The following is a 14,518-nucleotide window of genomic DNA, read 5'->3' on the forward strand; positions in this document are numbered from 1 at the left end:
TTCTGGGGCCGCGCTGCAGCCCCAGAAAGAAACACGATTACAGCGGTTTGCCGCGATTACCGTGCTGGCTGACAAACGCCTGAACGGCCTTCAGGTCATTGGCCAGTACCGTGCAACGCTCTTCACGGCTGAACAGGTCGCTGAGGTGTGCTGGCAGCTCCAGCGCCTTGCCAACACCTGCCTTCTCCACCGCGTCCGGGAACTTGACCGGGTGTGCGGTACCCAGCACCACCATTGGCGTGTCCAGGCTGCGACGGCACTCGCGAGCGGCTTTGACGCCGATTGCGGTATGCGGGTCGAGCACTTCACCCGTGGCGGCGAACACGTCGGCAATGGTCTCGCAGGTTTGCTCGTCGCTGACGGCCAGCGAGTCGAACAGCTTGCGCGCTTCGGTCCAGCGGTCTTGCTCGACGCTGAAACCACCGCCCTGCTTGAAGTTGGCCATCAGTTCGGCGATGGCGCCACCGTTGCGGCCGTGCAGGTCGAACAGCAGGCGTTCGAAGTTGGATGAAACCATGATGTCCATCGACGGCGACAGGGTCGCGTGCAGGGTTTCCTTCACATACTGGTTGCCGCTCATGAAGCGGTGCAGGATGTCGTTGCGGTTGGTGGCGACGATCAGCTGGCTGACCGGCAGGCCCATGTTGCGGGCCAGGTAACCGGCGAAGATGTCGCCAAAGTTGCCGGTAGGTACCGAGAACGCGACCGAACGCGCCGGGCCACCCAACTGCAGGGCTGCATGGAAGTAGTAGACGATCTGGGCCATGATGCGCGCCCAGTTGATCGAGTTGACCGCTACCAGGCGGGTGCCCTTGAGGAACGACTGGTCAGCGAAGCTGGCCTTGACCATTTCCTGGCAGTCGTCGAAGTTGCCTTCGATGGCGATGTTGTGGATGTTGTCGCCGAAGATGGTGGTCATCTGGCGGCGCTGCACTTCCGACACGCGCTGGTGCGGGTGCAGGATGAAGATGTCGACGTTGTCGCAACGACGGCAGCCTTCGATGGCGGCGGAACCGGTGTCACCGCTGGTGGCGCCGATGATCACCACGCGCTCGTTGCGCTTGGCCAGTACGTGGTCGAGCAGGCGGCCGAGCAGTTGTAGGGCGAAGTCCTTGAACGCCAGGGTCGGGCCGTGGAACAGCTCCAGCACCCACTCGTTGCTGTTCAGCTGACGCAGCGGGGCGACTGCGGCGTGGGCGAACTCGCCGTAGGTTTCTTCAAGGATTTTCTTGAAATCGGCGTCGGCGATGCTGCCTTCGACGAACGGACGCATCACACGGAAGGCCAGTTCGTGATACGGCAGGCCGGCCCACGAGGCGATTTCTTCCTGGGTGAAGCGTGGCAGGTTCTCGGGTACGTACAGGCCGCCGTCACTGGCCAGGCCAGCCAGCAACACGTCTTCGAAATTCAGGGCCGGTGCCTGGCCGCGGGTACTGATATAGCGCATGGGTGCAAACCTTCGATGCTAAGGCCCGGGCCGCGCCGGCGGCCCGAGAACAAAATTAATTGAGCTGTTCGACGCGGATGCGCACGACCTTGCCGACCACGTCCTGCAGGGCTTCCAGTGCGACGATGGCATCGTTGATACGCTGCTCGACCACGCCGTGGGTCAACAGGATCATCGGTACCAGGCCGTCCTGCTCCTCGGCTTCCTTCTGCATGATCGACTCGATGTTGATGCCACGCTCCGACAGGATGCTGGCCACCTGGGCCAGTACGCCCGGGTGATCCTTGGCCTGGATGCGCAGGTAGTAGGCGCTCTCACAGGCTTCGATCGGCAGGATCGGGTGGGCCGACAGCGCGTCTGGCTGGAAGGCCAGGTGCGGCACGCGGTTTTCCGGGTCGGAGGTCATGGCACGCACCACATCCACCAGGTCACCGACCACCGACGAAGCGGTAGGCTCCATGCCGGCGCCCGCGCCGTAGTACAGGGTGGAACCGGCGGCGTCACCGTTGACCATCACGGCGTTCATCACGCCGTTGACGTTGGCGATCAGGCGGTCAGCCGGGATCAGCGTGGGGTGTACGCGCAGCTCGATGCCTTCGGCAGTACGACGCGCCACACCCAGGTGCTTGATGCGGTAGCCCAGGGCCTCGGCATAGTTCACGTCAGCAGTGGTCAGCTGGGTGATGCCTTCGGTGTAGGCCTTGTCGAACTGCAGCGGGATGCCGAAGGCGATGGACGCCAGGATGGTCAGTTTGTGCGCAGCGTCGATGCCCTCGACGTCGAAGGTCGGGTCGGCTTCGGCGTAACCCAGCGCCTGGGCTTCGGCCAGCACGTCCGGGAAGGCACGGCCCTTCTCGCGCATTTCGGTGAGGATGAAGTTGCCGGTGCCGTTGATGATACCGGCCAGCCAGTTGATGCGGTTGGCCGACAGGCCCTCGCGGATGGCCTTGATCACCGGGATGCCGCCAGCCACGGCCGCCTCGAAGGCGACGATGACGCCCTTCTCGCGGGCCTTGGCGAAGATTTCGTTGCCGTGCACGGCAATCAGCGCCTTGTTGGCGGTGACCACGTGCTTGCCGTTTTCAATGGCCTTGAGTACCAGGTCGCGGGCGATGGTGTAGCCACCGATCAGCTCGATGACAATGTCGATCTCCGGGTTGCTCGCAACTTCGAACACGTCAGCGGTAATGGGGGTACCGGTAATCTGGCAGTTCGGGTTCTGCGAGCGCATGGCGATCTGTGCCACTTCAATACCGCGCCCGGCACGGCGGGCAATCTCCTCGGCGTTGCGCTGAAGTACATTGAAGGTTCCGCCACCGACGGTCCCCAACCCACAGATGCCTACTTTGACCGGTTTCACTGTGAACTCCCCATTGAACGGCCGGCACGTTTGCCGACCGTGAAACATGCCGTCACCCCATGACGACGGCGTACTGAATTGGATTACTTGGCCAGTGCCAGCTTGGCGACCTGCGGTGCCGGCTGGTAGCCCGGAATGACCTGGCCGCTTTCAAGCACGATGGCCGGCGTGCCGTTGACGCCGATCGACTGGCCCAGCTGGAACTGCTTGCTGACCGGGTTGGTGCACTTGGCAGCCTTGATTTCTTCGCCTTCGACCATCTTGTCCATCGCCCCACGGCGGTCGCTGGAGCACCACACCGCCTGCAACTGCTGGTCACCCGGCGAGCCGAGGCCCTGACGCGGGAAGGCGACGTAGCGCACTTCGATACCGCGGCGGTTCAGCTCGGGCACTTCGGCGTGCAGCTTGTGGCAGTACGGGCAGGTGGTGTCGGTGAATACGGTAATGTGCGACTTGGTCTCACCCTTGGCAGGATAAACCACCATCTCGGCGGCTGGAATGCCGTTGATGAGCTTGGCGATGCCTTGGCGCTCGGTTTTTTCGGTGAGGTTGACCGGCTTGCCGTCCTGGATCTGGAACAGGTAGCCCTGCATCACGAACTGGCCGTCGGCGCTGGCGTACAGCACACGGCCGCCCTGCAGCTTCACTTCATAGAGGCCGTTGAGCGGGCTGCTGGCCACGCTTTCCACGGGCACTTCCAGCTCAAGGTTTTGCAACGATTTACGGATGGCCTGCTCGGCACCGGCATTGTTATCGGTTGCCGCAGCTACGGCAAACGTACTGGCCAGCGCCAACGCGGCGGCGGCGAAAAACTGGGTCACGCGCATGGGAACTCCTGAAGGCGGACAGGGGCCGGAGGGCGCCACCTGCGGAAAATACGCGGTGGCCGTGCGGCCCTTGGTGCAAACCGCCCAAGCCTACCACATCACACCGCCGGTGAAGGGCCTTGCAAGGACCAGTCGGCGGAACATGAAAAACATTCATCCACGCGGGTGGTGCTGGGCGTGCAACTGCTGCAGACGGGCCTTGGCGACGTGGGTGTAGATCTGCGTGGTGGACAGGTCGCTGTGGCCAAGCAGCATCTGCACCACGCGCAGGTCGGCGCCATGGTTGAGCAGGTGGGTGGCGAAGGCGTGGCGCAGGGTATGCGGCGACAGCGGCTTGTCGATGCCGGCAACCCGGGCATGGTGCTTGATGCGGTGCCAGAAGGTCTGCCGGGTCATCTGCTCGCCACGCAGGCTGGGGAACAGCACGTCGCTGGGGCGGCCATTGAGCAGTTCAGCGCGACCGTCACGTTGATAGCGCTCCAGCCACACGACCGCCTCTTCCCCCATCGGCACCAGGCGCTCCTTGCTGCCCTTGCCCATCACACGCAGTACACCTTGGCGCAGATTGACCTGATCGAGGGTCAGGCTGACCAGTTCGGTGACGCGCAGGCCGCAGGCATACAGCACTTCGAGCATGGCGCGGTCGCGCTGACCGATGGCTTCGCCCAGGTCCGGGGCTTGCAGCAAGGCCTCGACGTCGGCTTCGGAGAGCGACTTGGGCAGCGGCTTGCCCAGCTGCGGCATTTCGACCTGCAGGGTCGGGTCGATGGCCACCAGTTTTTCCCGCAGCAGGTAGCGGAAGAAGCCGCGCAGGCCGGAAAGGAAGCGCGCCGTGGAGCGTGGCTTGTAGCCTTGGTCGAGGCGCCAGGCCAAGTGGTCGAGGATCAGGTCACGGCCGGCATCCGGCAGGGAAACCGAATGTTCCTGTAGCCAGCCGTTGAACAGGGCCAGGTCGCTGCGGTAGGACACGCGGGTGTTGTCGGACAGGCCTTTTTCGAGCCACAGGGCATCAAGAAACTGGTCGATCAGGGGATGGTCGAGGGCGGACATGAAAACTCGGTGGCAAACGGCGGATTGATGCTTAGTCTTTCATAACAGCGCAGGCATAGGGAGCCCACATGAGCGAAGAGCAGATACTACTTAGCGTCGGCGGCATCGGCGCCGCTGCACTGGCCTGCCAGTGGCTGGCCTGGCGCCTGAAGCTACCGGCGATTCTGTTTCTGCTGCTGACCGGGATCATTGCCGGCCCGGCACTGGGCTGGCTCGACCCCGAGGCGTTGTTCGGCCCGCTACTGATGCCGCTGGTGTCGCTGGCAGTGGCGCTGATCCTGTTCGAAGGTAGCCTCACCCTGCACCTGTCGCAGTGGCGCGAAATCGGCAGCGTGGTGCATCGCCTGGTCACCGTGGGCGCACTGGTCACCTGGCTGGTCATCGCCCTGGCGACCCACTGGCTGCTGGGGTTCGACTGGCCGTTGGCGATTCTGTTCGGCACCTTGACCCTTGTGACAGGCCCCACTGTGATCGTGCCGATGCTGCGCGTGGTGCGGCCAAAGTCGACCATCGCCAACATCCTGCGCTGGGAAGGGATCATGATCGACCCGATCGGTGCGCTGCTGGCCGTGGTGGTGTACAGCTTCATCATCGCCAGTGCAGACGGCAATGGCCTGTTCCAGAGCCTCACTACCTTCGCGGGGGTCATTTTCTGCGGTAGCGCCCTGGGTGCGGCCGGGGGTTGGCTGCTGGGGCAGATCATGCGCGAACAATGGCTGCCGGAATACCTGCACAACCTCGCATCACTGGCGGCGGTGCTGGGTATTTTCATCGCCGCCAACCAGATCGTGCATGAGTCCGGGCTATTGGCAGTGACCGTGATGGGCATGTGGCTGGCCAACATGCGCGGGGTGGATGTGCGGCAGATCCTGCACTTCAAGGAGAACCTCAGCGTACTGCTGATTTCCGGCCTGTTCATCCTGCTGGCTGCGCGCCTTGACCTGCATGCCCTGCTGGGCCTCGGCCCGGCGGTACTGGCGTTGTTGCTGGTGATCCAGCTGCTGGCACGCCCACTGAACGTGTGGCTGGCCACACTGGGCTCACCGCTCAGTTGGCGGGAACGGGCACTGCTGGCCTGGATTGCGCCACGCGGCATCGTTGCCGCCGCCGTTTCAGCGATTTTCGCCATCCGCCTGCATCAGGCCGGACACCCGGACGCCTTGCTGCTGGTGCCGCTGACCTTCGCCGTGATCATCGGCACGGTGGTACTGCAAAGCGCCACGGCCAGGCCGCTGGCACGCCTGCTCAAGGTCGCCGAACCGGCGCCCAGTGGTTTTCTGGTGGTCGGTGCCAACGAGCCGGCCCGGGCCATCGCCAAAGCCCTGCAGCAATTGGGCTGTCGGGTTTTGCTGACAGACTCCAGCTGGGAAAACATTCGCGCCGCGCGCATGGACGGGCTACCGACCTACTTTGGCAACCCCGCCTCGCAACATGCCGACGCACACCTGGACCTGGTCGGCCTCGGGCACTTGCTGGGGCTGTCTCCCGCTGGCGAAATCAACGCCCTGGCCTGCGCAAGGTTCCGCCATGACTTCGGTAACGGCCGGCTGTTCGTGCTGGCCAGCGGCCTGGAGAAGCAACGCAGCGACAAGCACCGAGCTGCCGAAGAGCATCGGGGGCATCTACTGGGAGCCAGCCCAATGACCTATCTGCAACTGGCCAACCGGCTGCATCAGGGCGCCGAACTGTACAGCACCAACCTGACCGAAGGCTTTGGCTGGGATGCCTACCAGGCACTGCATGGCAAGCGTGCGCACTTGCTGTTCGCCCGCGACGGGCATGGCTGGGTACATGTAGCCAGCCCCGACAACCCGCTACAGCCGCAACCGGGATGGACCCTGGTGGCGTTGATCGAGCCAGCCCCGGAGCCCTGACACTCAGGCGCCCGGGAGCACCGGCACCGGGCGCTTGTCCTCGTCAATGGCGACAAAGCTGAACACACCGTGAATGGCCCGTTCGCGGCCGTCCAGGTACATGTTCTCGACAAACACGTCCACCTGCACCTGCAAGCTGGTATTGCCGACCTTGATTACCGTGCCTACCAGTTCGACGATCGAGCCCGCCGGAATCGGGTGCTTGAAGTCGATGCGATCGGTGGACACGGTCACCAGCGGCAGGCGGCAGAAGCGCGTGGCGGCGATGAACGACACTTCGTCCATCCAGGCCAGGGCGGTGCCGCCGAACAGGGTGTTGTGGTGGTTGGTGGTGTTTGGGAACACCGCCTTGGTCACGCGAGTCACCGACAGCTCGGTACGGCGCTGGATTTCCTGGTCTCGGGTAGTCATGGCATTCACATCTTTGAAAGGTTCAAAACGCAAAAAAGCAGCCCGAAGGCTGCTTTTTTCTCGCTAGGCGGCCTCGGCCACCGGGCAAACTGTCCTCAGGACAGTTTTTCCTTGATGCGAGCGGCTTTGCCGGACAGGTCGCGCAGGTAGTACAGCTTGGCTTTACGCACGTCACCACGACGTTTCACGGCCAGGCTGTCGATTTGCGGGCTGTAGGTCTGGAAGGTACGCTCTACGCCAACGCCGCTGGAGATCTTGCGCACGGTGAAGGCGCTGTTCAGACCGCGGTTACGCTTGGCGATAACAACGCCTTCGAACGCCTGCAGACGGGAACGCTCACCTTCCTTCACTTTAACCTGAACGACAACGGTGTCGCCTGGTGCGAAGGTCGGGATTTCCTTGCTCATCTGCTCGGCTTCGAGCTGCTGGATGATCTTGTTGGTCATGCTGTGCTCCTAAGATGGATACGCGATCCACCATCGATACGTTTAACTATCGTCCCGCTCGCGGAGGTATTCCTCGAGCAGCTTCTTCTCTTCTCCAGAAAGCGAGCGACTTTCCAGAAGATCGGCGCGTCGTTCGAAGGTCCTACCAAGGGACTGCTTCATCCTCCAACGCCGGATATGTGCATGGTTGCCACTTAGCAACACGTCGGGAACACGCTGATCCGCATACACCTCAGGTCGGGTGTAGTGCGGGCAATCCAGCAGACCGTCGGTGAAGGAATCTTCTTCCGCCGAGTCCACATGCCCTAAAGCTCCGGGCAGCAGCCGTGTAACCGCATCGATCAGTACCATGGCCGGCAGCTCGCCACCGGAAAGCACATAGTCGCCAATCGACCACTCCTCATCGACATGAGCCTCGATAAAGCGCTCGTCGATGCCTTCATAACGACCGGCGATCAGGATCAACGATTCCTGTTCGGCCAGGCCTTTGACCGCCTGCTGAGTCAGCTTGCGGCCTTGTGGCGAAAGGTAGATCACCTTCGCCGCTGCTCCGGTCGCTTGCCTGGCGCTAACCAGGGCGTCTTCCAGAGGCTTGATTTTCATCACCATGCCCGGACCACCGCCAAACGGCCGATCATCTACCGTGTGGTGACGATCTGTGGTGTAGTCCCGCGGGTTCCAGCAAGTCACCTGAAGCAACCCCTGTTTCACCGCGCGGCTGGTAATGCCGTACTCCGTGATGGCCGAGAACATCTCGGGGAACAACGTGATGACGTCTACGCGAAGGTTACCCATCGTTTAGAAGTCCGCGTCCCATTCAACCCGCATCACGCCTGCTTCCAGGTCGATGTTGAGCACGCATTGCGCCGTATAGGGCAACAGACGCTCGCGATCATCCAGGCTGCCTGCGCAGGGCTTGACCACCATTACATCGTTCGCACCGGTCTCCAACAGGTGATCGACCTTGCCGAACAGTTGTTCGTCCTGGTTGATGACCTTCAGGCCTTCCAACTGGTACCAGTAGTACTCGTCGGCAGCCAGGTTGGGCAAAAGGCTCCGCGAAATGCAGATTTCATAACCGCTCAGAAGACGGGCTTCATCACGATCCTCGAGGCCTTTAAGCTTCACGACCAGGCCCTTTTGGGAGCCACGACCGCTGACCAGCTCGACCTGCTTTACCTTGCCTTCGTGCCGAAGCGTCCAGCGTGGATAATCCAACAGGTTTTCAATCGGATCGGTAAAGGAATACACCTTCACCTCGCCGCGAACGCCGTGAACCGAAAAAATCTTGCCGACGACGATGAGGTCATCAGCCTTTTCTGGCGTCGCGTTCATACTGTTCAGGCAGCGGCCTTGGCAGCGTCCTTCAGCAGCTGAGCAACGCGCTCAGACGGCTGTGCGCCCTGGCTCAGCCAGTAGGTGACGCGCTCTTGGTTGACCGACAGCTTGACTTCGGCGCCCGATGCGATCGGGTTGAAGAAGCCAACGCGCTCAACGAAACGGCCGTCACGGGCGTTACGCGAGTTGGTCACGGTCAGGTGGTAGAATGGGCGCTTTTTCGAGCCGCCACGGGCCAGACGAATGGTTACCATGTGAACATCGTTCCTATAGTCGGTGTTGCAGTTTGTACTGCAAATCTGAATGCCAAATAGGCACACGGGTGCCCAAAAGGCCGCATATTCTCGGGGAATACACGGACATTTGCAAATGACTTTTTCGGCAAGGCCCTGCCCCACCGTCCAGATTTGCCGGTTGCGCCGCGAAATCCGCGGCCGTTGCCCCGCCAAGGCGGGGGTTCTGGGCGCCTGCCCGACAAAAGGCAAGCGCCCGGAATAGAGGTTTACAGCTTCGGCATACCGCCGCCAGGCAGCATGCCGCCCAGGCCGCGCATCATCTTGGCCATGCCGCCTTTGGCAGAGAATTTCTTCATCATCTTCTGCATCTGCTTGTGCTGCTTGATCAGCCGGCCGATGTCCTGCACCTGGGTACCGGAACCGAGGGCGATACGGCGCTTGCGCGAACCGCTGATCAGGTCAGGGTCGCGGCGCTCGGCCGGGGTCATGGAGTTGATGATCGCTTCCATCTGCTTGAACTGCTTCTCGGCCGCGCCTTGTGCGTTGCCCATCTGCGACAGGTTGACCCCACCGATGCTCGGCAGCTTGTCCATCAGGCCGCCCAGGCCGCCCATGTTCTTCATTTGTTGCAGCTGGTCACGGAAGTCTTCGAGGTCGAAGCCTTTGCCTTTCTTCAGCTTCTTGGCCAGCTTGTCGGCCTTGGCCTTGTCGATGGTCTGCTCGGCCTGCTCGATCAGGCTGAGAACGTCGCCCATGCCGAGGATGCGCGAAGCAACACGGTCGGGGTGGAACGGCTCGAGGGCCTCGGTCTTCTCGCCCATACCGATGAACTTGATCGGCTTGCCGGTAATGGCACGCACCGACAGCGCAGCACCGCCACGGGCATCACCGTCGACCTTGGTCAGCACCACGCCGGTCAGTGGCAGCGCCTCGCCAAACGCCTTGGCGGTGTTGGCGGCGTCCTGGCCGGTCATGGCATCGACCACGAACAGGGTCTCGATCGGCTTGACCGCAGCGTGCAGCGCCTTGATCTCGTCCATCATGTCGGCGTCGATGTGCAGACGGCCGGCGGTGTCGACGATGACCACGTCGATGAACTTCAGCTTGGCTTCGCGGATGGCCGCTTCGGCAATGGCCACCGGCTTCTGGCTGATGTCGGACGGGAAGAAGGGGACACCGATGTCGTTGGCCAGGGTTTCCAGCTGCTTGATCGCCGCCGGGCGGTAAACGTCGGCAGAAACCACCATCACGCTCTTTTTCTTGCGCTCTTTAAGGAAGCGCGCCAGCTTGCCGGCAGTGGTGGTCTTACCGGCGCCCTGCAGGCCGGCCATCAGCACGACGGCTGGCGGGGCGGCGTTCAGCGCGAGGTCTTCGTTGGCCGCGCCCATCAGGCTTTCCAGCTCGGCCTGGACGATTTTCACGAACGCCTGGCCCGGGGTGAGGCTGCGCGACACTTCGGTGCCGACCGCACGTTCCTTGACGCTGTTGACGAAATCCTTGACCACCGGCAGGGCAACGTCGGCCTCGAGCAGGGCCATGCGCACTTCGCGCAGCGTGTCCTTGATGTTGTCTTCGGTCAGCTTGGCCTTGCCGGTGACATGGCGCAGCGTCTGTGACAGGCGGTCGGTCAGGTTTTCGAACATGGTGATCCTTTCAGGCCCAGTAAAAGCCGAGGTTTGTCAGGCGCCCTGGGGGAAATACACACCCGCCGGGCACAGCAAGGCGGCGATTATAGCGAAGTGCGGCGGCGGCGCACACCTTGGTGGAGGCCTGGGAGATATTCGGTGGCTGCCAGGGCCTGTTCGCGGGCAAGCCCGCTCCCACACGGCCTACCAGTCTTCCTAGAGCAGCGGAATCTATGCCACACTCCGTCTCTTTAAGGCTCGCCAACCAGGACTTATGGTCTCCTCACCCAGCCTCATCCCCAACCTGATCGCCGCCGGCCTCTATATAGCAGCGGCCATCTACCAGGGCACACACCTCGCCCAGGGCCGCAAGGCCGACAAGCGCCTGCTTGGCCTGCTGGGTGCCTTCGCGGTGCTGGCCCAGGCCGGTGCACTGTTCTTCCAGCTGATCACCCCGCTGGGCCTGAGCCTGGACTTCTTCAGTGCCGCCAGCCTGATCGCCGTAGCCGTCATTGCCCTGACCCTGCTGGCCTGCCTGCGCATACCGGTGGAAAACCTGTTGGTGCTACTGTTCCCGCTGGGTGCGATAACCGCGCTGCTGGCGCAGTTCGCGCCACCCGGCACGGTGCCGCTGATCAACGAAGAACCCGGCATTCTCGCGCACATCCTCCTGTCGATCCTGGCCTACGGGTTGTTCACCATTGCAGTATTCCAGTCACTGCTGTTGCTGCTGCAGGACCACCAGCTGAAGAACAAGCACCCGTCCGGGCTGATCCGCAACTTCCCGCCCCTGCAAACCATGGAAAGCCTGCTGTTCGGCTTCCTCTGGGCCGGCTGGTGCCTGTTGTCGCTGTCGCTGATCTCTGGCTGGCTGTTCCTCGACAACCTGTTCGCCCAGCACCTGGTGCACAAGACCTTGCTGGCCTGTGTCGCCTGGGTGGTGTTCAGCGTACTGCTGTGGGGCCGCACCCGCCTCGGCTGGCGCGGCCACAAGGCTATCCGCTGGACGCTGGCCGGTTTCTGCCTGCTAATGCTGGCCTACTTCGGCAGCAAGCTGGTTCGCGAATTCATCCTGCATATCTGACGGCCGCCCATGGACACCCTGCCGTACGCACCGCTATTCGGCACCCTCGCACTGGCCCTGTTGTGGTCAGCACTGTTCACTGCCGTGGATGCCGCCCGCCTGCAGCTCAATGGCTCGTTGCGCAGCCACGAAGACGGCACGCCCGCCCTGCCGGCCCAGGCCCTGGTGCTGTGTGCCAGCCTTGGCAAGCTGCTGGTACTAGGCCTGGCCTGCCTGCTGGGTCAGCGTCATAGCGGCGAGCACGGCTTCTGGCTGGCGGGGTTGGCCGCTACCTTCACCTTGCTGGTATTTGCCGAGTACCTGCCACGGCGCCTGGCCCGGCGCAACCCGCAGGCGTTCATCAGCCTTGGTGCCAGCCTGCTGAAAGCGCCCCTCGCCCTGCTGCAGCCGCTGGCCTGCCTGCTGGACGGCTTCGCCAAACTGCTGCTGCGCCCGTTCCGCGTGCAACCAACCGCAGTGGCCCTGCACCCGCAGGAAGTCGATGACTTCGACGAAGACGAAGAACACGAAACACCCCGCCACGGGCTGCTCGACGGCCTGCAATCGCTGGACAAGATCACCGTCAACGACATCCTGGTACCGCGCAATGAAGTGGACGGCATCAACCTCGACGAGCCGATCGAGCGCATCATCGAGCAGCTGATCGTCAGCCGCCATACCCGCCTGCCGGTTTACCACAATGACATCAACCAGGTTGAAGCGATCCTAAACACCAAGCTGATCAGCCACCTGCTGCCCAAGGCCGAGCTGACCCTGGAGGCGCTGCACAGCGCCTGCTACGAACCCTATTTCGTGCCGGAAAGCACGCCGCTGCAAATGCAGCTGCTGAACTTTCACAAGCAACAGCGCCGGCTGGGCGTGGTGGTGGACGAGTACGGCGAGGTGCTGGGCATTGTCACCCTGGAAGACATCCTCGAAGAGATCGTCGGCGAGTTCGAGGACGAGCAAAGCCTGGACAACCCCCATGTACACCCGCAGCCCGATGGCACGTTCGTCATCGATGGCACCGCTTCGCTACGCGAAATCAACCGCACCCTGGGCTGGCACCTGCCTTGCGACGGCGGGCCGAAAACCCTCAACGGGCTGGTGACCGAGGCGCTGGAGAGCATCCCGGAAAGCGCCGTTTGCCTGAAGATCGGCCGCTATCGCCTGGAAATCCTCGAAACAGAGGACAATTGTGCCAGCAAGGTACTGGTGTGGACCGTGACCCGATAGCTATACTCGGGTCACGCTTACCCAGCCCCGCCGTCCCGCCTGCTACCCGCACCCGGCGCTACACGGCCAGTCCGCTCCACTGACACGCCCTGCGGCCCTGCTTCAACACCCCGAACAGAGCCCGCCCCGCCCCTATCCCCCTTGGGCTATCGTCAGTCGGGCGCACACAACAACAAAACGCTCCGGCGTCCGCGCATCTGTGCCTGCCCTTTTGCATTGCACACCGTCGCGGGCAAAGCCCATGGAGCCGGACCAGACTGTTAGGGACCTACTTAATGACAACCAGCAGCACCTATGCCGAAGCGCCTGCCGCGCCGGTCAACTCGCCGGCACGGGTGGCCACAGCCAGCTTTATCGGCACCGCCATCGAGTTCTACGACTTTTACGTTTACGCCACCGCCGCTGCCCTGGTGATCGGCCCGGTATTCTTCCCGTCGGGGTCGGGCACTGCGCAGATGCTGGCGGCGTTCCTCACCTTTGGTATTGCCTTCCTTGCCCGCCCATTGGGCTCGGCGCTGTTCGGCCATTTCGGCGACCGCATCGGCCGTAAATCAACCTTGGTCGCCTCGCTGCTGCTGATGGGTGTGTCCACCACCGCCATTGGCGTGCTGCCAGGCTATGACAGCATTGGCGTGTGGGCACCGATCATCCTCTGCCTGCTGCGCTTTGGCCAAGGCCTGGGCCTGGGCGGCGAATGGGGTGGCGCAGCGCTGCTGGCCACCGAGAACGCCCCGGAAGGCAAGCGCGCCTGGTTCGGCATGTTCCCGCAACTTGGGCCGTCGATCGGCTTTTTGGCTGCCAACGGCCTGTTCCTGACCCTGGCCCTGCTGCTCAGCGACGAGCAGTTCCGTGAGTGGGGCTGGCGTATTCCGTTCCTGCTCAGCGCCGCGCTGGTGCTGGTGGGGCTCTATGTGCGCCTGAAGCTTGAAGAAAGCCCGGTCTTCGCCAAGGCTGTTGCCCGTCACGAGCGGGTGAAAATGCCGGTGGTCGACCTGTTCTCCAAGTACTGGGTGCCAACCCTGCTGGGCGCTGCGGCCATGGTGGTGTGCTACGCGCTGTTCTACATCTCTACAGTGTTCTCGCTGAGCTATGGCGTGACCACACTGGGCTACAGCCGCGAGACGTTCCTTGGCCTGCTGTGCTTCGCGGTGGTGTTCATGGCCTTGGCCACGCCGCTGTCGGCCTGGCTCAGTGACCGTTACGGGCGTAAACCGGTGCTGATCGTCGGTGGCCTGCTGGCGGTAGCGTCGGGCTTTACCATGGAGCCGCTGCTGACCTCGGGTTCGACCACGGGCGTAGCGCTGTTCCTGGCCATCGAACTGTTCCTGATGGGCGTGACCTTTGCGCCAATGGGGGCACTGCTGCCTGAACTGTTCCCGACCCACGTGCGGTATACCGGCGCTTCGGCGGCGTATAACCTGGGCGGGATTGTCGGGGCCTCGGCGGCACCGTTCTTTGCCCAGAAGCTGGTGAGCATGGGTGGGTTGAGCTGGGTGGGAGGGTATGTGTCGGCGGCGGCGGTGATCAGCCTGATTGCCGTGTTGTGCCTGAAAGAGACCCGCAATACCGAACTGTAAACAAATGGGGCCGCGTTGCGGCCCCAAT

At 62.8% G+C, this 14,518-nt stretch carries 14 protein-coding genes; 4 read left to right on the forward strand and 10 right to left on the reverse strand.

Annotation, left to right across the window (positions count from 1 at the left end; translation table 11 throughout):
• Positions 1-37: 37 nt before the first annotated feature.
• From thrC to xerD, 4 genes are all read right to left on the reverse strand, one after another.
• Positions 38-1,447: a threonine synthase gene (gene thrC / locus D8767_RS23605; protein WP_016712994.1), complete on the reverse strand. Its 1,410-nt coding sequence runs from the start codon at positions 1,445-1,447 to the stop codon at positions 38-40.
• 55 nt (positions 1,448-1,502) lie between these two features.
• Positions 1,503-2,807, reverse strand: coding sequence for a homoserine dehydrogenase (locus tag D8767_RS23610; protein ID WP_016712995.1), 1,305 nt, complete (start codon positions 2,805-2,807; stop codon positions 1,503-1,505).
• Positions 2,808-2,890: 83 nt separating this feature from the next.
• Positions 2,891-3,634, reverse strand: a complete 744-nt coding sequence (locus D8767_RS23615; protein ID WP_016712996.1) for a thioredoxin fold domain-containing protein — start codon at positions 3,632-3,634, stop codon at positions 2,891-2,893.
• A 153-nt stretch (positions 3,635-3,787) separates the two neighbouring features.
• Entirely contained in the window at positions 3,788-4,684 is an 897-nt protein-coding gene (gene xerD / locus D8767_RS23620) for a site-specific tyrosine recombinase XerD (protein WP_016712997.1), read from the reverse strand.
• A gap of 68 nt (positions 4,685-4,752) precedes the next feature.
• Between xerD and D8767_RS23625 the strand changes: the two genes are divergently transcribed.
• Entirely contained in the window at positions 4,753-6,558 is a 1,806-nt protein-coding gene (locus D8767_RS23625; protein WP_016712998.1) for a sodium:proton antiporter, read from the forward strand.
• A gap of 3 nt (positions 6,559-6,561) precedes the next feature.
• On the opposite strand, the gene D8767_RS23630 is transcribed toward D8767_RS23625, so the two are convergent.
• From D8767_RS23630 to ffh, 6 genes are all read right to left on the reverse strand, one after another.
• Positions 6,562-6,969 carry an acyl-CoA thioesterase gene (locus D8767_RS23630; protein ID WP_010952562.1) on the reverse strand — a complete coding sequence of 136 codons (408 nt, stop codon included), beginning with the start codon at positions 6,967-6,969 and terminating at the stop codon, positions 6,562-6,564.
• A 95-nt stretch (positions 6,970-7,064) separates the two neighbouring features.
• Positions 7,065-7,415 carry a 50S ribosomal protein L19 gene (gene rplS, locus D8767_RS23635; protein ID WP_003252148.1) on the reverse strand — a complete coding sequence of 117 codons (351 nt, stop codon included), beginning with the start codon at positions 7,413-7,415 and terminating at the stop codon, positions 7,065-7,067.
• Positions 7,416-7,457: 42 nt separating this feature from the next.
• Positions 7,458-8,210, reverse strand: coding sequence for a tRNA (guanosine(37)-N1)-methyltransferase TrmD (gene trmD / locus D8767_RS23640; protein WP_003252146.1), 753 nt, complete (start codon positions 8,208-8,210; stop codon positions 7,458-7,460).
• Between the two features lie 3 nt (positions 8,211-8,213).
• Positions 8,214-8,750, reverse strand: coding sequence for a ribosome maturation factor RimM (gene rimM / locus D8767_RS23645; protein ID WP_016712999.1), 537 nt, complete (start codon positions 8,748-8,750; stop codon positions 8,214-8,216).
• Positions 8,751-8,755: 5 nt separating this feature from the next.
• Complete coding sequence (gene rpsP / locus D8767_RS23650; protein WP_008094480.1) at positions 8,756-9,007, reverse strand: 30S ribosomal protein S16; 252 nt, start codon at positions 9,005-9,007, stop codon at positions 8,756-8,758.
• A 248-nt stretch (positions 9,008-9,255) separates the two neighbouring features.
• On the reverse strand, positions 9,256-10,632 hold the full coding sequence (gene ffh / locus D8767_RS23655) for a signal recognition particle protein (RefSeq protein WP_016713000.1): 1,377 nt from the start codon (positions 10,630-10,632) through the stop codon (positions 9,256-9,258).
• Between the two features lie 256 nt (positions 10,633-10,888).
• Here ffh and D8767_RS23660 point away from each other — a divergent pair, with 256 nt between their 5' ends.
• The 3 genes from D8767_RS23660 to D8767_RS23670 all read left to right on the forward strand — a co-directional run bounded on the left by D8767_RS23660 (position 10,889) and on the right by D8767_RS23670 (position 14,490).
• Complete coding sequence (locus D8767_RS23660) at positions 10,889-11,698, forward strand: inner membrane protein YpjD (RefSeq protein ID WP_016713001.1); 810 nt, start codon at positions 10,889-10,891, stop codon at positions 11,696-11,698.
• Positions 11,699-11,707: 9 nt separating this feature from the next.
• Entirely contained in the window at positions 11,708-12,913 is a 1,206-nt protein-coding gene (locus tag D8767_RS23665; protein ID WP_016713002.1) for a transporter associated domain-containing protein, read from the forward strand.
• A gap of 275 nt (positions 12,914-13,188) precedes the next feature.
• On the forward strand, positions 13,189-14,490 hold the full coding sequence (locus D8767_RS23670) for an MFS transporter (protein ID WP_016713003.1): 1,302 nt from the start codon (positions 13,189-13,191) through the stop codon (positions 14,488-14,490).
• Positions 14,491-14,518 lie beyond the last annotated feature (28 nt).

The sequence above is a fragment of the Pseudomonas sp. LTGT-11-2Z genome (genome assembly GCF_003691445.1).
In the GTDB taxonomy this organism is placed as follows: Bacteria; Pseudomonadota; Gammaproteobacteria; order Pseudomonadales; family Pseudomonadaceae; genus Aquipseudomonas; species Aquipseudomonas monteilii.